Origin of the sequence: Bacillus sp. UMB0893 (genome assembly GCF_002858905.1) — a bacterium.
GTDB lineage: Bacteria > Bacillota > Bacilli > Bacillales > Bacillaceae > Bacillus_P.
The window spans coordinates 30,538-47,487 of the sequence record NZ_PKLB01000009.1 but is presented as its reverse complement, the minus strand read 5'-3'; the positions used below and the strand labels follow the sequence as shown (position 1 = coordinate 47,487).

Below are 16,950 nucleotides of genomic sequence, written 5' to 3'. Positions count from 1 at the left end.
TATATGAACTTGTCGGTCATTAGCAGTAGCCGCCGCCATAACCACCGTAACTGCCGCCAACGAATGTTGCTCCAACAATGATTAAAAGAATGAAAAGAACAACAATTAATGCAAAACCATTATTGTCTTTTCTTCCACAGTCATCACTCATAACATAATACCCTCCTTTTGTAGGACTAGGATACTATATGAGGAAGCGGTGAGTTTAGCGTTGACAAAATGAGCACATTTAATGATCATTTTACCTACAAACAAAAAGCCCAGCAATCGAATTCTAAGGTTAACCAGAAACATTTGGTTGACCTTAGAATTCGAAAGGGGGGCTTTTCTGGAATATCCTTGCATGGTGGATGTTCCAGGACGATGTTCAACATCGGGAGTCTAATTGAGTTATTATTCTATTAATAATGAACTAATCTTATAAATGATCAACAACAGGTGAATTTGTCCTTTTATCTTTTGACTTTTTCGATGAAAGATAAACCCCGGTAAAAATAATAAGCAGTCCGATAATTATATTTGGAGTAATCGTTTCTTCCAGAAATAAATAACCCCAGACCATAGCAGAGACAGGAATCAGGTAAGTGACAGTTGCTGCTAACTCTGGACCGCCGTTTTTATTAATATAGAAATAGATCAGTTGCCCAAGCCCTGAACCGAAACAGCCGAGACCAATGATCGCCAAAAACGGAAGAGGGTTAAGCAACAAATCCGGTTTGAACGGCTCAGTAAGCAGCATCCCAATTAAACCAACGAGAGCACCCGTCAGCAAGGTGAAAGTTGAAATAACCAGCACTCCTATCTCCGACAAGAATCGTTTTGTTAACTGGCCGGCAAGTCCGTAGCAGATGGCGGCAGCTAGCATTGTTCCAATTCCAACAAATTTCTTTCCGAAAAGCTGGCCGAATTGGAAATCCATCAGCATAAGTATCCCGAAGAACCCAATCAAAATGCCAATCCACTGACGGCTGGTAAGTCGATAAGAAAAAAGAATAAATCCAATAAGACCTGTCCAGATCGGAGTAGTAGCGTTCAGAATCGAAGCGGTCGTACTGTCTATCACAGTTTCGCTTAAAGGAATCAAGCCCCATGCCAAACCACAGTTAAATATGCCAACAACAATCAATGCTTTCCAAGGCAGTCTCCCTTTGATTTCTTTTCGTCTCCACAATAAAACCGGAAGCAGGATGATTGCACCTGCCAGACAGCGGAGAAACACAATTCCCCATACTCCAGCTGGAGGAAGCAACCATTTCATAAAAACAAAAGATAAACCCCAAATTAAACTAAGCCCAATTAAGGCTCCATAAAGTCGAAGCATGATCTGCCTCCTTTCTCCAATCTCATTATGGCAAAATTTGATGACAATTTCATTTCGAAATCTTGCTCTCTAATTTTTATGAATGCGGCAATGTGAAGGGATTGGGTTGACTTAGGAAAGAAGAAAAGAAGTTTAAAGGTCGAAAGAAATATATCATGTTCAAGTTTTGAAGAGATTATAAGGGTTCGTACTTAAACCAACGGTGCAAATTAGATTAAGAAGAATTGTGTTAGTATTAATAAGTGATTATTCAAAGATAAAAAGGTGAAAGTAATGGGAAGAAGACAATAGATAGCCTGAAATAGATGTGGAATTCCATGAATGAGGCAATTCAATTTATAGGAGTGTATAGATGGTGAAACAAAATAAATATGATGATACAAATTTCTTTTCTGCATATGAGAAAATGCCCCGTTCAATAAAAGGACTTGAAGCTGCAGGGGAATGGCATGTATTAAAAACATTAATACCAGTGTTATGTAATAAAAATGTACTTGATCTGGGATGCGGTTTCGGCTGGCATTGCCGATTTGCTCGTGAGCAACAAGCAAGTTCTGTGGTAGGTGTAGATATATCAGGAAAAATGCTTCAAAAAGCTCGTGAAAAAACAGATGATCCTTTCATTTCGTATCTAAAAATGCCAATTGAAGACATCGATTTTTCTGACTCTCAATTTGATGTGATTATCAGTTCGTTGGCTTTTCACTATATTAAGTCGTTTAAACCAATCTGCCAAAAAGTTTATGATTGTCTAAAGCCTGGGGGTACCTTTGTTTTCTCAGTTGAACATCCAATCTTTACTTCTCGAAACGAACAAGATTGGTATTTCGATGAACAAGGGAATCGTCTGCATTGGCCAGTTGACAACTATCAATCAGAAGGCGTGCGTGAAACAACTTTCTTAACAGAGAATGTTGTAAAATATCATCGTACGATTTCAACATATATAAATGACTTAATTGATGCTGGTTTTAGCATAAGAGTAGTCAAAGAACCTAAGCCTTCTGATGAAATGTTAAAGAATTTACCTGAAATGATAAATGAAAATCGAAGACCTATGTTTTTATTGATATCAGCAGAAAAGGAAATTGCTTCTTCAATTTAGTTGGCCGTTTCAAATATTAACGGAGCCATCCATGCAAGAAAGCAGGGACGCTATTTTTCTTACTTAGACTGGGTCTATCGATAACAAGTGTGAGCTTGATTCAGCAGCCTTCCAAAGTATTATTATCTTCAACGATGGGGCGCTTCTTTTTTGTGTCTTGGGTCATTTAGGGCTACTTGAGGTAACTGGGCTTTGTTTTTTTCTTTACAATTATTGGACAAACTGAAATGTGTTCTTCATAGAAATGATGTATAATTAATTTTATGCAATAAACTTTCTAAATTATTAATTTTTTATTGGAGGAAATATGAAACTTGGCGCATTTTCTGTAAGTTTAAATGTAAAAGACATTCACAAATCAAAATCATTTTACGAAACTCTAGGTTTTCAAGTTTTAGGGGGGGATATTAACCAAAATTGGCTCATTTTGAAGAACGAAAGCTGCGTAATTGGTCTTTTCCAAGGAATGTTCGAAAAAAATATTCTGACTTTTAATCCAGGATGGGATGAAAGTGGCGAAAATCTCAATACGTTTACGGACATTCGAGATATTCAGAAACAACTTAAAGCAAAAGGAATTAAAATATTGTCTGAAGCAGATGAAACAGGCGAAGGCCCTGCTAGTTTTACAATTGAAGATCCTGATGGTAATCCCATTCTTGTTGATCAACACAGATGAAAAAGGGAATAAGGAGTGAATAGGAATGATTAATAAAGTTGGACAAATCATGGTATATGTAAATAACCAAGATGAGGCAGTAAAATTTTGGACAGAAAAAGCAGGGTTCACGGTTATTTCTGAAGAGGAAAATGATCTTGGAATGAGATGGATTGAAATAGCCCCATCACATAATGTTGAAACAAGTATTATTCTTCACAACAAAGAATTAATCGCAAAAATGCAGCCTGAACTAAATCTTGGCACACCTTCCTTATTGTTTTTTACACAAGATCTCGATCATTTACATAATCACTTAGTAAATAAAAATGTCACCGTCGGAGAAATTGTAAATATGCCTTCTGGGAGAGTATTTAACTTTGCTGATAGTGAAGAGAACTATTTTGCAGTCATGGAGAAAAGTGAATAACAAGTAAATAATACTCTTTTTCACGGCTTTATGATTCACTAAAGGTGTTTCTCAGAAGTCATATTGTGTAGTGCTTTGAGAAAAATGGTACTAGTTAAAACATAGAAAAAATCCCTGCTTTTGATTAAAAAGTGGGGATTTTTGGCATCTTAATAGACTTAGGGAAATGACTTCGAACTAATGTTTATCAAGAAAAGCAGCAGATAGCTTAAAGATAGTTTGATGCTATCTTATTTGAAAACTCAATTCCTCTGCCATCTTTGATAGAATAGTGCTTCATTTATCAGGATTTGTTGTTATGTTCCACACTTATGACGACATTTCCCTTCTTGTGTCCTTTCTCAACATACCTATGAGCATCAACTATCTCTTCAAACGCATAGTACCTGTCAATGACCACTTTTAACTTTCCCGCCTCAACAAGTTCTTTGAGGAAGTTTAGAGCTTCGGAAGTTTCAGGTGAATTTTGACCCAAAATGAATTTCCTGTTGCTTATCAATTTAGTCCATAGCATTTGAACACCTGGTAATGGTACAGTGACATTTATATAGGTGCCGTCCTTCTTTAGCGATTTCATACAAGCTGAAAACGAACTCTTGTCTACCGCTTCAAAGATAACATCATAAATCTCGCCTTTACTCGAAAAATCTTCTCTAGTGTAATCAATTACATGATCGGCTCCCAGAGATTTTACCCATTCTAAATTCGTGGTACTGCATACCCCTGTAACTTTTGCCCCGAAATACTTGGCAATCTGTACTGCATAACTTCCTACACTTCCTGAAGCACCATAAACAAGAACCTTATGACCACTTTGAATGTTAGCTTTTCTAAGATAAAACAATGCTGTTCGTGCCCCAATTGGTATGGCAGCGGCTTCCTCATAAGTTATATTGGAGGGTTTAAGAGTTACTGGTCCATCTTCAGGCAGACACTTATATTCGGCATAAGCACCAAAACCCACTAGGGAAGCAGCAAAAACCTTGTCTCCTTCCTTAAACCTTTTGACATCTTTCCCTACTGACTCAATATCTCCAGCTAACTCCATCCCCAATATCTCATTTTTGGGCTGTCTGAAACCAAGTGTTATTCTGGCAGGCAGCCAAAAAGCGGGAGGGACTGTAAAACTCCTTGACCGAATATCTGCCACTGTTACCGTTGTCGCTTTTACCTTTACGAGTATTTCATTTTCCTTAGGAGTAGGTTTTTTTACCTCTTTCAACTGAAGAACGTCGGGTGTACCGTACTTTGTATATACAATTGCTTTCATTAATCCTCCTCCAATTCTATATATTTATTCATATCTGCAAATACGAATGAATAGAACGAAGGTTTCACTCTTCAATTACTTTTCTTAACCAATGGACGTAAGTTCAATAACGAAGTTTCTTGTTTCCATACAGATAAAAACTAAAAACCAGTAAATACAACAAGCAGATGTTTGGGCTTAAAGATAATTTTTCTCTCTATATTTTTCATTTAATTTCAACAGCTTTGCATGAGCTGCCATGCACATCCTGTGTAAAACGACTTATTTTGAATGAAATTTTATTACATTGAACATATGCCATTCTTGCTTTTTGCTGCCCGTATATTTTTTTGAGATGTAATCAATCAAGCTTTTATTATTTAATAGCAGCATTGAGTGTGATATTATTTAGTAATGCGAAATATATTGTCTGGTATTCAAACGAAAAATAGGAGAGATACAGTGAATCAATTAATTAAAGAACCTCTTTGGACCAAATCCTTCATTATGCTAATGCTTGGTAATCTATTTATTTTTATGTCGTTTCAAATGCTGATTCCTACTCTGCCTCCTTATATAAAGTCATTAGGAGCATCAGGTTTAGAAATAGGTTTAGTCACGGCATTATTTTCAATTGGGGCTGTGCTTAGCCGTCCCTTTATCGGACATATGCTTGAGTATAAAGCAAGAAAACCGCTCGTTCTAATTGGAGCGATTGCGCTGCTGACGGTTACGATTTTTTATCCGATCTCGAATATCGTGCTTGTTTTCTTGATGTTCAGATTTGTTCATGGCCTAGCATGGGGCTGGTCGACAACGGTAAATGGAACGGCAGCGGTTGATGTGATTCCTAATTCACGGCTAGGTGAAGGGATGGGGTATTTTGGTCTTTCCGTTACGCTCGGAATGATTATTGCACCAAGTCTAGGAATCTTTTTATTCCAAGTCACTTCATTTAATAACTTAATCTATATTTCATGCATTTTAGGCGTCATTGCAATCGTGTTATTAGGTGCAGTTCGATACTTCACACCGGAAACGGTCAAAAACACGAAAAAAGAAGACCTGAAATTTTCATACATCGGTTCGCTCGTAGAAAAGTCAAGCTGGTACCCTGCTTTTATTACGATGATCGCAACATTTGGATATGGATCAGTTGTGACGTTTATTGTGATTTTTGGTGAAGAACGCGGTATTGAACAGATCTTTCTTTTCTATTTATTTAATGCAGTCATGGCTTCAATCTTTAGACCAATCTCTGGAAAATGGTTTGATGAAAAAGGGCCAAGAGGACTCATTGTTGTCTGTACAGCCATCACTTTTATAGCGATGTGGATATTGTCTTTCTCTCATACCAATATAGGCATTTCAATTGCTGGTGCTTTATTTGGAATTGGGTTTGGCTCCTTGCTTCCGACTCTGCAGTCATGGACCCTTTCAAAAACGCCAGTTCATCGGAGAGGCGTTGCAAATGGCATGTACTTCTCATCAATCGATTTAGGGATAGGGCTCAGCGGTATTATTTTTGGAGTTCTTGCTCAATTTATGGAAACAGGAACATTATTTCAAATTTCAAGCTTCTTCCTAATCATACCAATGGTATTAACGATATTAGAAGGCAGGGGCAGGAAGGTTTCTAAAGAACAAACAGTTTCGTCTTCTTATTAATTACTTATAAAGCACCTGACATGGTCAGGTGCTTATTTGTATTATTTTTGAATCCACTCTTTTGCAAGCATTCCATAAACAGCATGGTCAACAAAATGGTCGTAAAGCCATTCAGCTTCCCGGATAAAGCCTTCGTTGACATAGCCCAATCTTTCTGGGATGCTTCTGCTTTTCTTATTTTCAACGGCAGCCCTGATTTCTACTTTGTTCAGCTTTAATTCGCTAAACGCATAATCTGTCAATGACTTGGCCACTTTCGTCATGATTCCATTCCCTTGAAAGTCTTTTCCAAGCCAATAGCCAATATATGCAGTTTTGTTAGACCAATTGATCTGGTTATATCCTGCTGTACCAACAATATCTCCTTTAAATAAAATAAGACCGTTTATACTTTTATTCTCAGCATATGCCTTTAAACAAGCTCCAATAAACTCTTTCGTATCTTCAACTTTTGTTGTAAAGTCAAGCCATGGCAGCCATTCCCGCAAGTGATTTCTGGACTGATCGGTCAGCTCAAAAAGCTTTTCTGCATCCTTGAATTCCAATAATTTTAAAGATATGTCTTTATCAATTTTATGAACAAACATATAATACCTCCTATTCCATTATTCTCATATTCTACTATACTATTCATACAAAAGGCTGCCAATAATAGGCAGCCTTAATCCTTACGCTTTTCTCTTTTTGAACGAAGCTTATCTGCCGCAATATACAATGCCGGAACAATCAGGAGAGTCAGGATCGTAGAAAATAATACACCTGAAACAATACTGATCGCAAGCGGCCTGAATAATGGATCATTGCTGAATGCAACAGGCAGAAGAGCCACTAATGCAGTAAATGCAGTCAAGAGGATCGGGCTTATTCTCGCTCTTCCAGCCTCCATGACAGCTTCTGTCCGGTCATAGCCTGCCCGAATTCGCTGTTCAATGAATTCAAAGAAGACGACAGAGTTACGGACTACAATTCCAGCGAGCGAAACAATTCCCATTGTAGCCAGGAAGCTGAATGGAGTCTGTGTTACAAATAATCCAGCTACTGCACCTGCAATTTTCCACCCGGATATACCGTTGAGTCGGTGAGGACATTTGCCGATAACTCAGGCAATTCTCGCTTTGGCAGCTGATAAAATAAATAGCCGCCCACTAAAATAACGACAAAAAATAAAATAATGATTCATTTTCCTCTTTTTAGAAAACGTTCAAACATACGTTTTATCCTTCTTGACAAGTGGTCAAATTTGACTAATAAAACGATATCACAGAATTTCAATTTTTATCACTTCTGAATGTGTTAATGAGGTGTGAAGTTTATGCAGACCTATTTTGTTTTAGAGGGTTTTTAGTTGTCATGATTTGAGTTAAAATTTATTGACATAAAGAGGGGAAAAAAACAAGGGGGGATTCCATATGAATCCATTTTGTAAATACGCACTTCATCAAATTGAAGTTGCTGTCACAACGATCATAAAAATAATAGATAAACTCGAAGATCAAGACCTCCAAAAAAGACCGACAGCTGGTAAACACTCAATCGGAGAACTTTTAGAACACATCGCGATGATTTGTCATGCGGACTTATTAATATCGGAAGGTTCTACTCAAGAAGAAATGATTCAATTTTATTCGAGTATGTCTTTGAAAAACCTCCATGTAATAAAAGAAGCATTGATTGAAAATTATGATATTCTGGCAATACGAGTCAGTCAATACGATGAATCTGAACTTATGCAGGAAGTCACTTCATACTGGGGAACAGCCTACCCTCGTTATGAATGGCTGCTGGAAATCATTGCTCATCTTTATCATCATAGAGGGCAGCTGCATGCAATGCTTGTGCATTGTTATGGGAAAGATCCGGGGGTTATGATGTTTGAGTGAAAATGTAGGGTTAAAAGACGGGTTTGGATTTATTCGTTTCATTTTATAATCCATTTTAAATAATTTATTAGGTACATAAAGATAGGATTTGTGCCGTTCCATTTTATCAATCAAATCTTTTTACTGAATAGTGAAAGAGAGTATATTCAATTACATAAAAATTATTGACGGGGAGGCAACAATAATTGCTATTCCATTTTAGTGAAGATCCTTCTATACAAGTATTCAAGCCCAGGCTTTCAGCTTCCTTTCCTAACCTTCGTCCTGCTGTATGGGCCATCGATCAGGAGCACTCGCTGCACTATTATTTTCCACGCGATTGCCCAAGAGTAATCTATTGGAAAGGAGAGTCAACAAATGCAGGGGATATCGAACGTTTCTTTTCTGATTCAAACACAGACAAAATCATTGTAATTGAAAATTCATGGCTGGAACGAATGTGCAGCACAAAGTTATACGTCTATACATTGCCGGAAGAATCAATTGATTGGTTTGAAGAATCGAAGACAGCAGGGTACTATGTGTCTCATCAAGAAATCGTCCCGCTTAAGGTTGAACTTGTTGGGAATTTAATGGAGAAAATAATAAAAGAAAATGTAGAATTAAGATTTACTCCAAACTTACTTCCGATAAGGAATCGTGTTCTTTCTTCAACTTTAGATTTTTCAATTATTAGGTTTCGGAATGCTGTTACATAATCTTTTTAGAAAAGGGTGAACCGAATTTGGTCACCCTTTCTGTTTTTTCTCAAATTTCCGCTGCAGAAAAGAAATCCTGATGGGCAATTGTTGGATCAGCAAACCATTCAGCAATCCGATTTGCTTTTGTATGATCTTCAGCACCCTGCAGGAGCTGTTTAATGACATGCTCTGGCAATGGCTGTGTCATTGTATTTGTCCATTCGGTCACTTTTTTTACATATGGTTTCGTACGGCTCCAATATGTTTCTCCAACTTGTATATCCCATGCTGAATCCTTATACTCCATTAGAATTTCATACAATTTTTCAGCACAATAAGATGATAAGTTACAGCCTTGACCTGTAATGGGATCATTCAAAAACACACTATCCCCGCATCCGACCACCAGTTTATTTTGGAACAGTGTATACGGTTTTCGAATGGCAGGTGTAATTGCTGTTTGAAGAAAGCCTCTGTCATCGCATAATGAAAACGTTTCATCTTCTAATCTGCTGTATATCTCTGGGAATAAGGTTTGAACCGTGTTTTTCATTATTAAGGTAAATTCTTCAGGTGTCTTAATACCTTGAAAAACATCTAATGATTTATTTGGTATCGCCATAAGGAATAAAATCGTAACAGGTCCAAATTCAGTTATTGCCGGTATTTCAAACATTTCTCCTTGCTCAGGAAGAACGACAACGTTGATCCCTTGGGGTGAGAGAGGTTTTATGCCATGAAAATATCCAGCGATGCATTTTCTTTGAGGTGTCATGAAAGGCGATAACTCTTTTTCAATGGGAAATGGGATGAGAGGACCTGATTTTCCTGTACAATCTATAACTAAATCAAACTCACTCATTAATTTTTCCAAATTGTCTTCCGAAATCTTTTTAGTAAGGATAGGAATATTCGATTTTTCCAGATTATCCATGCAATGTGAAAAGTACCAGCGCTGATCAACTGACAATGCCGGCTCCTCCAGTATTCCTGCAAACAGTTTTTGATCACCGATTGAAATATGGATGCTCTTTATTTGTGATTGGTCGTCCCATTTTGGCATAGAAAAACGATGTTCACGCTCTCTGGCTTCTCCAAAATGAACTTGGGTAGACATGACTCTCCCATTTCTTAGTTGTTCTGCAGTGCGATGAGAAATAACCGTTACATCAAAATCTTCCTTTAGAGCATATGCCAAGTGCAATCCTGCAGTACCGCTGCCTACAATGCAAATACGCCTTTTCATCCTTACCACTCCTGTCCATTTTAAATATTGTAATATTCTGTTTCTTCTACGAATTTTATCATTTAGTGCTTATTCCAAACATTCATCAATAGTAGGAGTTTTAGGAAGAATTGCAGTTTTATTAGTAGGTATTTTTGTATAATACACAAAGGATCCATAAATGTAAGCGTATAAAAATAACAATTTACAAATATTTCATAACAAATTATAATTTGGTAGTTACATAGAAGTTTGCTGATTCTGAAAGGGGGAATCACAGGGTGATTGAAGTAAGGGATTTAAAGAAAGAATACAAGCTGGTAAAGAGAGATCCTGGTCTCAGAGGGGCGATGAAGTCTCTTTTCAGACGAACGTATGTTACGAAAACAGCTGTAAAAGGGGTTAATTTTCATATTAAGAAAGGGGAAATGATTGGTTACATTGGCGCAAATGGAGCTGGAAAGTCGACAACCATCAAGATGCTGACAGGTATATTGACGCCTTCATCAGGGGAAGTGAAAGTAGGGGGAATTGTGCCTTACAAAAACAGAAAACAAAATGCAAAGCAGATAGGTGCCGTTTTCGGGCAGAGGACACAACTTTTTTGGGACATTCCTGTTTCAGAATCGTTTGATTTACTAAAGCACATTTATGAAATTCCTGAAGTGCAATTTAAAGAAACAGTAAGGTTGTTTACAGAGGTGCTTCAATTAGAACCGCTGCTTTCAATTCCAGTCAGGCAGCTATCATTGGGACAAAAAATGAGATGTGAGCTTGCTGCAGCGTTTTTGCATAGACCTGATGTTGTTTATTTAGATGAACCGACCATTGGTCTGGATGTTGCCGTAAAGGTAAGAATCCGAAAATTCATTAAAGAAATGAATGCTCTTTGGGGTACGACGGTGCTTCTTACAACGCATGATATGCAGGATATTGAAGAGATTTGCAATCGAATTATCATTATTGATAATGGATCTATATTATATGATGGAGATTTGCATGAAATAAAAGATACGTTTGCTGCAAAAAGAGAAATACATTTTGAAGTTGAAAATGTGCAAACGTTTTCCAATCCTGAATCTATACAAGATCATGTGGAAATGAGGGTAATTGACGAAGAGCAGCAGCAAAAAGTCATTTTAGCTTTTTCTCAAAAAGAAATCGCCGCATCCGAAGTGATTTCAGCCGTTCTTTCAGAAAATGACATCATAGATCTTTCGTTAAATGATCCAAAGATTGAAACAATAGTTGAAGAAATATATAACCGCGGACTTTAGGAGGTGTGAATGTTGAACAAATATTTAATGTTCACAAAATCTCAAATGCAGATCAATACGGCATATTCCGCATGGTACTGGGCAGGAACGATTTCGTCCATTATGCGTTTGATGATTATGTTTTATTTTTGGCATGCTGTATACGATGGAAAAGATACAATTCAAAACTTAACGCTGCAGGATATGCTGACGTATATTGTCGTAGCAATGTTTATTCAAGGATATGTTTCTGGAGCAGGAAACGAATTGGCCCATGAAATAAGAGATGGAAATATTGCCATTGAATTAATGAGACCCTACGATGTTATTTTTAAGCTTATATTCATGGACTTTGGCGGCAAGATTACACATTTTTTACGGGAAACGATTCCGCTTATGGTTATTGCATTCATATTTATACATATTACATGGCCAGGTTCGGTTGAAGCTGCTCTGCTGTTTGTCATTAGCGCTGGCTTTGGAATCTGGATTGGAACATTTTTTGATTTGATGATCGGAATTGTTGCTTTTTGGACAGTTAACGTTTGGGGGTTAAGAGTGCTGAAAGACGGAGTGATCACCTTTTTCTCCGGAGCGCTTGTTCCGATTACTCTATTTCCGGGATGGCTTGAGTCCATAAGCGCATATTTACCGTTTCAAGCTATGGTTTTCACTCCAGTTTCCATATATACCGGAATCGTTGAAGGGTCTGACGCCTATGTTGCAGTTCTTATTCAATTTGGCTGGTGTCTTGGAATGTTTGTCATCATGAAACTAATTTGGGCACAGGCGATTAAGAAAGTAACTATTTTTGGCGGGTAAAGGGGGGCAAATATGCTGAAACGGTACGCAAAGCTTTATTATATTTTTGCTAAAAATCATATAAAAGTGATGATGGAATACAGAGTTGATTTTTTTATCGGTGTGATCAGTGTTATGCTGCAGCAATTTGCAAGTATTTTCTTCGTAAAAGTCGTGTTTGATCATATTGAACAAATTAACGGCTGGTCGTTTTATGAAATCTTATTTATATATGGTATTGCAGCTACAGGAAGGTCTCTGCATCATATATTCTTTGATAACCTATGGACACTTGGATGGCAATATGTACGCCCAGGACAGTTGGACCGGCTTTTGATCAGACCGATTAATCCGCTGTTTCATGTGTGTGCAGACAGACTTCAGCAGGACGGATTAGGCCAGCTTGCAATCGGCATTATTATTTTGGCAAGTGCCTTTTTGCATCTAGATCTGGCATTTGGTATGTTTGAATGGGTTATGCTCGTTATCATGATCATTTCAAGCGGCTTGATCTATATTGCCATCAACTTATTCTTTGCTACGTTTTCATTTTGGATGATAGATAGTCTGCCAGTTGTGTATGCTGTGTTTAATTTAAGTGAATTTGCCAAGTATCCCCTGACAATCTATAACAAAACAATTCGTATCTTTTTAACCTGGGTTATTCCATATGGCTTTACTGCTTTTTATCCTGCAGCGTGGTTTTTGGACCGCACGGGGTACGGTTATGTAGGTGTGGTCTCGCCATTAATAGGTGTCGGAGCGATTGCGATTGCTTACATTTTTTGGCTTTTCGGGTTGAAGGCTTATGCAAGTACAGGGACTTAATAGCTATAAATCGAGCGGGCCAATGAATGGACCTGCTCTTTTTTAGGAGTGAATGGAGTAAAGGACGAATAAAGCTGTAACATTTTAAAGCAGAAACCCTAAAATCCAGTACGAATGCCCTTGTTTCTAGCTAGATTCACCAAACAAATGAAAACGTACATATCTATGCGCTGCAGCTGACCAGCCTATGTTGATTTCGTGCTTATTATCCGGGAAGCTGGTTTTATGATCCACTGAAACCTTCTTATAATCCGGAGACCAGGTTTTATCAGCCGGAACCGAGATCTTATTATCCGCGCCACAAATAGAAAGTGGATATACATTTTTTCAACCTTTTTGCATAGACACCCCAAATTTGTCTAAAACTAAACAAAAACGGGGTTTTCAACGATGAATCCATACTTTCAGCATAACTCACAGCTTAATGAGTTCCGCCTATTTTCAAGCGAACATCTCTGGACAATCGTCATCATTCTTTTTCTGTCCATCCTACTTTTCATTATGAAAAAGCAGGTCCGGTTAAGGAGACAATTCATTCGTTTCTTTCTTGCGGGTTTCCTTTTAATCTCCATGCTTAGTCATCAGCTTTGGCTCGTTCAAGAGGGTGCATGGAAGGCAAAATCATCTCTTCCGCTGCATCTTAGTGATCTTGCTGTCATTCTTGCGATCGTCATGCTAATAACAAAAAGCACCAAACTGTTTCAATTTATGTTTTTTGCAGGAATAGCAAGCTCCGTTCAAGCGATATTAACGCCTGATCTTGGTAAATATTCATTTCCGCATTTTCAATATATCGTCTTTTTCCTGACTCATGGAGGCGTGATTATTGCCTGCTTGTTTATGCTGCTTGCTTATCACTTAAGACCAACATGGTCCTCATTATGGGTATCCGTGCTGATCGTCAACGGATATGCTGTTTGCATTTATTTTTTGAATAAGCTGTTGGATTCAAATTATTTATACATCAAAAAGAAACCTGATAATGCTTCTCTCTTAGACGTTCTAGGGGAATGGCCGATGTATCTTTTCTGGATGGAACTTATCATGATAGCAAGCTTCTTATTCCTTTATGTATTATATAAACTGAAAAAAATCACCTCCAGCGGGAGGTGATTTTACTCATTTATGTGTTTTATTCGGCTTCTTTTTTCCAGGATTACTATTGCCTTGATGCTGTCTGTTTTCCTCGTCTTTTTCCTGTTTGTCATGTAATTTTTCAACAAAATCATTTGTATTATCCATAGATTCAAGCCTCCTAAATCATTTAACTCTCTATTACTATGTCCATTTCGTCTGAAAAAATAAGTCCTATCGATAAACGGCGCCGAAAGAAGCTTGAATCATTGATCAAGGCTTTTATTCTTGTCCTTTTTTCAAAAATCCTTTGCTGATTTGCCCATTACGAAATCATTTTTGCAGCATATACTATCTTAACTTTTATGTATCACGGCAGAGGAGGACCTTTTAGTGAACAAAAAAATTCCTAAATATAAAGTTGGTGATATTGTCGTGATTATCATGTATAGTACGGTCGGAACGGTTACGAACGTTCATCAAATCGATCAGCATTACTTATATGAAGTAAATCACAGTGAAATTTTATATTTTGAAAATGCGATTCAGCTTTATGCAGACTATACTGGAAAAGTCATCGATTCTGAAAAAATTGAAATTGAGTTTATGTACCAAATTGGAGATATTGTTCAAGTGAAGGGATATGAAGCTGAACTTTTTAAGGTCGTGGGCTATCGTACGGAGATATGGAGATACACAGAAGACGGATGGGAAGATGTTATTTATGAACTTATGCGAATTAACGATGGAGAATGGCTTGAGGCATCTGATGAAGAGCTGACATTTGTGTTGGGGAAGAAAGAAGCTGGAACGTTTGTTCAGCAGCTGAGCCTCATGCACATCGTTTCTCCTGAAAATAAGTCGATGGATCAGCTTCTTGCGAAAGAAAAACTTCAAAAGCTTGAACCTCCAGTCCGTAAAGCAAAACGCACCCAAAATGATATTGTGAATGAACTGCTTGATATTTACAATGATTACAGGTCATTGTACCAGATGTTTGAAGATCCTGAATACAAAGAAATGATGGATTTCATCATTGAAAGTTTATTAAAATATACAAACGATCATAAATGAGAAAGCGTCAAAAGCAAATAGATAAAAAACGGAATACAACCGAATAACATAAAGCCCTTTAATAGATAGATCGTGTTCTCAAGCATGTTATCAAATCCTTCTCCATCAATAAATTTCAGTGCGTTTTGAATCATATCTGATTTTGAAACTACTTGTAATGCTTTCATAAAATCATCTCCTTAGGCTTGTCCATTTACTATAAAGGTATGCGTCCCGGCATAGATTATGAACTTGAAATTTTATCGAATACGTATATAAAGAAGACATAGTTTCAGAAAATAGGACATATATACATTTACTAAGGGGGCGATGTTGTGAAAGAAATAGAAGTTATTATTGATACAGAAGAGATGGCAGAATTCTTTTACAATGAGCTGACGAGAAGGGGCTATGTTCCCTCAGAACAGGAACTGGATGCTATCGCAGATATCGCATTCGATTACTTACTCGAAAAATGCATAATAGACGAAGAATTAGATGATATAGAATAAACGACGAGAGCTCTCGTCGTTTTTTAATGAAATCACTTCCATGAGGTTGTTATTTTCCAAGGAAATAAAGGATTTATCCGGCAAGAATATTTAGGGAAGTCAATTTGAGTAAATCCAATTTGACATTCTTTGTCATGTCTTTGAAAGCCGCTTTTTGTTCAAAGGCGTCAAACCCAAAAACGGACAGTACTTTGAAACCAATCTAAGTATATGTGAAAGGAATGGGGGACGTCGGTTCAGGCTTCCAATAATGTTGGGCTGGAACGTTTCACTTTTTCATCTGCCGCTGTGAAAAAATGTGGCCAGTAATCACTTCTTGATCCAGTATGTGAAGTGTGTTCCGCAAATGCTAATGCTTCCTTGAAAACTGCTGGATGAAAAAGGGTTTGATACATTGCCTTTCCCAATCTTATTCTTGCTTTAAGGTGAATAAAATGATCTACTTCAAGACCTGCAAGCGAATATTTTTTGTCATAAAAATGCTTTTGATAAGGAAAGACAACATTCGTAAGTCCGCACTTTTCCTGTAGAATGTATGGCAGGGATTTCAGAACGGCGGCGGACTTTTTAATGAGCTGCTGTTCTACATAATGCTGTTCATTTGTAATAAGGGCGAGTGTATGCAGCGCGGATGGCTGAATAATGAAACATTTAATGCAGGGAGCAAATGAAAAAGCGGCTTCCCAACAGCAGCACTGATTTCGTATAAAAGCAATTGAGGATATGCATCATGAAAAATAAGCGCATTGGCAGATTCTAAAAAATGAAAGATTTTTTGTGATCTCCTCAATGGAGAGAAAATGTTTGACCATCCCATTTTTCAGGTCAGTCATACTGTAACCGCCATTCCTAGAGACCATGTGAGCGAGAAAAGCCCAATGAATTTCCGGGTGTTTCTTATAAAAATGCAAATAAGCCGCTGTTCTGGTAATGTTATTTTGTTGTGGAGGGCTGTCTGGTGTCGGATCCATTTGATAGGTTCTTTTTCATCACTAAATAGGACAACCGGCTGTGTTTATTGGAAAAGGATTCCGAAAGTGCAGTTTGAAGTTTCAATTTTCCTTCATTAGGTAATAGTACAGCTAATGCTTTTTTCTTACTAAGCGGGAGGATGTTCATGATAGCCAGCTCCTAAATCCTTGCCTCCTACTTACATATAAAAAAGCTGAAACTTTTGTTCATTTGAAACGTAAATAAAGACGAAACCAAA

Annotated in this window: 22 protein-coding genes and 1 pseudogene; 12 read left to right on the top strand and 11 right to left on the bottom strand. The window is 37.5% G+C overall.

Going from position 1 to position 16,950, the window contains the following annotated elements; genetic code table 11:
* Nucleotides 1–19: 19 nt before the first annotated feature.
* On the bottom strand, nucleotides 20–151 hold the full coding sequence (locus CYJ36_RS18880; RefSeq protein WP_101568814.1) for a YjcZ family sporulation protein: 132 nt from the start codon (nucleotides 149–151) through the stop codon (nucleotides 20–22).
* 267 nt (nucleotides 152–418) lie between these two features.
* A complete protein-coding gene (locus CYJ36_RS18870; RefSeq protein ID WP_101568812.1) occupies nucleotides 419–1,321 on the bottom strand; it encodes a DMT family transporter in 903 nt (300 codons plus the stop codon).
* Between the two features lie 355 nt (nucleotides 1,322–1,676).
* On the opposite strand from CYJ36_RS18870, the gene CYJ36_RS18865 reads away from it, so the two are divergent.
* From CYJ36_RS18865 to CYJ36_RS18855, 3 genes are all read left to right on the top strand, one after another.
* Nucleotides 1,677–2,426 (top strand): class I SAM-dependent methyltransferase, encoded by a 750-nt coding sequence (locus CYJ36_RS18865; protein WP_101569017.1) that lies wholly within the window; start codon nucleotides 1,677–1,679, stop codon nucleotides 2,424–2,426.
* Nucleotides 2,427–2,733: 307 nt separating this feature from the next.
* Complete coding sequence (locus tag CYJ36_RS18860) at nucleotides 2,734–3,105, top strand: VOC family protein (RefSeq protein WP_101568811.1); 372 nt, start codon at nucleotides 2,734–2,736, stop codon at nucleotides 3,103–3,105.
* Between the two features lie 25 nt (nucleotides 3,106–3,130).
* On the top strand, nucleotides 3,131–3,514 hold the full coding sequence (locus CYJ36_RS18855; RefSeq protein ID WP_101568810.1) for a VOC family protein: 384 nt from the start codon (nucleotides 3,131–3,133) through the stop codon (nucleotides 3,512–3,514).
* Between the two features lie 283 nt (nucleotides 3,515–3,797).
* Here CYJ36_RS18855 and CYJ36_RS18850 read toward each other — a convergent pair whose 3' ends face one another.
* Nucleotides 3,798–4,784: an NAD(P)-dependent alcohol dehydrogenase gene (locus CYJ36_RS18850; protein ID WP_101568809.1), complete on the bottom strand. Its 987-nt coding sequence runs from the start codon at nucleotides 4,782–4,784 to the stop codon at nucleotides 3,798–3,800.
* 486 nt (nucleotides 4,785–5,270) lie between these two features.
* On the opposite strand from CYJ36_RS18850, the gene CYJ36_RS18845 reads away from it, so the two are divergent.
* Nucleotides 5,271–6,431, top strand: coding sequence for an MFS transporter (locus tag CYJ36_RS18845; protein ID WP_257962559.1), 1,161 nt, complete (start codon nucleotides 5,271–5,273; stop codon nucleotides 6,429–6,431).
* Nucleotides 6,432–6,472: 41 nt separating this feature from the next.
* On the opposite strand, the gene CYJ36_RS18840 is transcribed toward CYJ36_RS18845, so the two are convergent.
* Nucleotides 6,473–7,018, bottom strand: coding sequence for a GNAT family N-acetyltransferase (locus CYJ36_RS18840; protein WP_101568807.1), 546 nt, complete (start codon nucleotides 7,016–7,018; stop codon nucleotides 6,473–6,475).
* A 74-nt stretch (nucleotides 7,019–7,092) separates the two neighbouring features.
* A pseudogene (locus CYJ36_RS18835) lies at nucleotides 7,093–7,482 on the bottom strand (efflux RND transporter permease subunit); the annotation flags it as partial.
* A 358-nt stretch (nucleotides 7,483–7,840) separates the two neighbouring features.
* Between CYJ36_RS18835 and CYJ36_RS18830 the strand changes: the two are divergent.
* Together CYJ36_RS18830 and CYJ36_RS18825 are read left to right on the top strand one after the other, a co-directional pair.
* Nucleotides 7,841–8,311: a DinB family protein gene (locus CYJ36_RS18830; RefSeq protein ID WP_101568806.1), complete on the top strand. Its 471-nt coding sequence runs from the start codon at nucleotides 7,841–7,843 to the stop codon at nucleotides 8,309–8,311.
* A gap of 185 nt (nucleotides 8,312–8,496) precedes the next feature.
* A complete protein-coding gene (locus tag CYJ36_RS18825) occupies nucleotides 8,497–9,009 on the top strand; it encodes a DUF6886 family protein (protein WP_101568805.1) in 513 nt (170 codons plus the stop codon).
* A 49-nt stretch (nucleotides 9,010–9,058) separates the two neighbouring features.
* Here the strand turns inward: CYJ36_RS18825 and CYJ36_RS18820 are convergent, their stop codons facing one another.
* Nucleotides 9,059–10,237, bottom strand: coding sequence for a styrene monooxygenase/indole monooxygenase family protein (locus tag CYJ36_RS18820; RefSeq protein ID WP_101568804.1), 1,179 nt, complete (start codon nucleotides 10,235–10,237; stop codon nucleotides 9,059–9,061).
* Nucleotides 10,238–10,497: 260 nt separating this feature from the next.
* Here CYJ36_RS18820 and CYJ36_RS18815 point away from each other — a divergent pair, with 260 nt between their 5' ends.
* From CYJ36_RS18815 to CYJ36_RS18800, 4 genes are all read left to right on the top strand, one after another.
* Complete coding sequence (locus CYJ36_RS18815; protein ID WP_101568803.1) at nucleotides 10,498–11,493, top strand: ABC transporter ATP-binding protein; 996 nt, start codon at nucleotides 10,498–10,500, stop codon at nucleotides 11,491–11,493.
* Between the two features lie 12 nt (nucleotides 11,494–11,505).
* Nucleotides 11,506–12,294 carry an ABC transporter permease gene (locus CYJ36_RS18810; RefSeq protein ID WP_257962545.1) on the top strand — a complete coding sequence of 263 codons (789 nt, stop codon included), beginning with the start codon at nucleotides 11,506–11,508 and terminating at the stop codon, nucleotides 12,292–12,294.
* A gap of 12 nt (nucleotides 12,295–12,306) precedes the next feature.
* Complete coding sequence (locus CYJ36_RS18805) at nucleotides 12,307–13,101, top strand: ABC transporter permease (RefSeq protein ID WP_101568802.1); 795 nt, start codon at nucleotides 12,307–12,309, stop codon at nucleotides 13,099–13,101.
* Nucleotides 13,102–13,491: 390 nt separating this feature from the next.
* On the top strand, nucleotides 13,492–14,214 hold the full coding sequence (locus CYJ36_RS18800; RefSeq protein WP_101568801.1) for a YwaF family protein: 723 nt from the start codon (nucleotides 13,492–13,494) through the stop codon (nucleotides 14,212–14,214).
* A gap of 6 nt (nucleotides 14,215–14,220) precedes the next feature.
* Here CYJ36_RS18800 and CYJ36_RS18795 read toward each other — a convergent pair whose 3' ends face one another.
* Nucleotides 14,221–14,343, bottom strand: coding sequence for a DUF4023 domain-containing protein (locus tag CYJ36_RS18795; RefSeq protein ID WP_101568800.1), 123 nt, complete (start codon nucleotides 14,341–14,343; stop codon nucleotides 14,221–14,223).
* 276 nt (nucleotides 14,344–14,619) lie between these two features.
* Here CYJ36_RS18795 and CYJ36_RS18790 point away from each other — a divergent pair, with 276 nt between their 5' ends.
* A complete protein-coding gene (locus CYJ36_RS18790) occupies nucleotides 14,620–15,249 on the top strand; it encodes a hypothetical protein (RefSeq protein ID WP_374702835.1) in 630 nt (209 codons plus the stop codon).
* Here CYJ36_RS18790 and CYJ36_RS23850 read toward each other — a convergent pair.
* Nucleotides 15,240–15,416: a hypothetical protein gene (locus tag CYJ36_RS23850; protein WP_180850467.1), complete on the bottom strand. Its 177-nt coding sequence runs from the start codon at nucleotides 15,414–15,416 to the stop codon at nucleotides 15,240–15,242. The two genes, CYJ36_RS18790 and CYJ36_RS23850, sit on opposite strands and share 10 nt — an antisense overlap.
* Before the next feature lie 147 nt (nucleotides 15,417–15,563).
* Between CYJ36_RS23850 and CYJ36_RS18785 the strand changes: the two genes are divergently transcribed.
* On the top strand, nucleotides 15,564–15,740 hold the full coding sequence (locus CYJ36_RS18785) for a YozD family protein (RefSeq protein WP_101568798.1): 177 nt from the start codon (nucleotides 15,564–15,566) through the stop codon (nucleotides 15,738–15,740).
* 236 nt (nucleotides 15,741–15,976) lie between these two features.
* Here CYJ36_RS18785 and CYJ36_RS24525 read toward each other — a convergent pair whose 3' ends face one another.
* The 3 genes from CYJ36_RS24525 to CYJ36_RS24915 are packed head-to-tail and all read right to left on the bottom strand — an operon-like array spanning nucleotide 15,977 to nucleotide 16,711.
* Nucleotides 15,977–16,348, bottom strand: a complete 372-nt coding sequence (locus CYJ36_RS24525) for a DUF2515 family protein (RefSeq protein ID WP_374702834.1) — start codon at nucleotides 16,346–16,348, stop codon at nucleotides 15,977–15,979.
* Nucleotides 16,324–16,557 carry a DUF2515 family protein gene (locus CYJ36_RS24920; protein ID WP_101568796.1) on the bottom strand — a complete coding sequence of 78 codons (234 nt, stop codon included), beginning with the start codon at nucleotides 16,555–16,557 and terminating at the stop codon, nucleotides 16,324–16,326. Before CYJ36_RS24920 ends, CYJ36_RS24525 begins: the two co-directional genes overlap by 25 nt.
* Nucleotides 16,469–16,711 carry a DUF2515 family protein gene (locus CYJ36_RS24915; protein ID WP_101568795.1) on the bottom strand — a complete coding sequence of 81 codons (243 nt, stop codon included), beginning with the start codon at nucleotides 16,709–16,711 and terminating at the stop codon, nucleotides 16,469–16,471. The genes CYJ36_RS24920 and CYJ36_RS24915 overlap by 89 nt, the downstream gene beginning before the upstream one ends.
* Nucleotides 16,712–16,950: the final 239 nt, after the last annotated feature.

Bases quoted from the DNA above. Each gene is read 5' to 3' on its own strand.
- CYJ36_RS18855 (WP_101568810.1), top strand. From the start codon at position 3,131: ATGATTAATAAAGTTGGACAAATCATGGTATATGTAAATAACCAAGAT.
- CYJ36_RS18845 (WP_257962559.1), top strand. From the start codon at position 5,271: ATGCTAATGCTTGGTAATCTATTTATTTTTATGTCGTTTCAAATGCTG.
- CYJ36_RS18830 (WP_101568806.1), top strand. From the start codon at position 7,841: ATGAATCCATTTTGTAAATACGCACTTCATCAAATTGAAGTTGCTGTC.
- CYJ36_RS18860 (WP_101568811.1), top strand. From the start codon at position 2,734: ATGAAACTTGGCGCATTTTCTGTAAGTTTAAATGTAAAAGACATTCAC.
- CYJ36_RS24920 (WP_101568796.1), bottom strand. From the start codon at position 16,557: ATGGGATGGTCAAACATTTTCTCTCCATTGAGGAGATCACAAAAAATC.
- CYJ36_RS23850 (WP_180850467.1), bottom strand. From the start codon at position 15,416: ATGAAAGCATTACAAGTAGTTTCAAAATCAGATATGATTCAAAACGCA.
- CYJ36_RS18805 (WP_101568802.1), top strand. From the start codon at position 12,307: ATGCTGAAACGGTACGCAAAGCTTTATTATATTTTTGCTAAAAATCAT.
- CYJ36_RS18800 (WP_101568801.1), top strand. From the start codon at position 13,492: ATGAATCCATACTTTCAGCATAACTCACAGCTTAATGAGTTCCGCCTA.
- CYJ36_RS18840 (WP_101568807.1), bottom strand. From the start codon at position 7,018: ATGTTTGTTCATAAAATTGATAAAGACATATCTTTAAAATTATTGGAA.
- CYJ36_RS18820 (WP_101568804.1), bottom strand. From the start codon at position 10,237: ATGAAAAGGCGTATTTGCATTGTAGGCAGCGGTACTGCAGGATTGCAC.
- CYJ36_RS18870 (WP_101568812.1), bottom strand. From the start codon at position 1,321: ATGCTTCGACTTTATGGAGCCTTAATTGGGCTTAGTTTAATTTGGGGT.
- CYJ36_RS18795 (WP_101568800.1), bottom strand. From the start codon at position 14,343: ATGGATAATACAAATGATTTTGTTGAAAAATTACATGACAAACAGGAA.
- CYJ36_RS18880 (WP_101568814.1), bottom strand. From the start codon at position 151: ATGAGTGATGACTGTGGAAGAAAAGACAATAATGGTTTTGCATTAATT.
- CYJ36_RS18850 (WP_101568809.1), bottom strand. From the start codon at position 4,784: ATGAAAGCAATTGTATATACAAAGTACGGTACACCCGACGTTCTTCAG.
- CYJ36_RS18790 (WP_374702835.1), top strand. From the start codon at position 14,620: ATGTATAGTACGGTCGGAACGGTTACGAACGTTCATCAAATCGATCAG.
- CYJ36_RS24915 (WP_101568795.1), bottom strand. From the start codon at position 16,711: ATGGATCCGACACCAGACAGCCCTCCACAACAAAATAACATTACCAGA.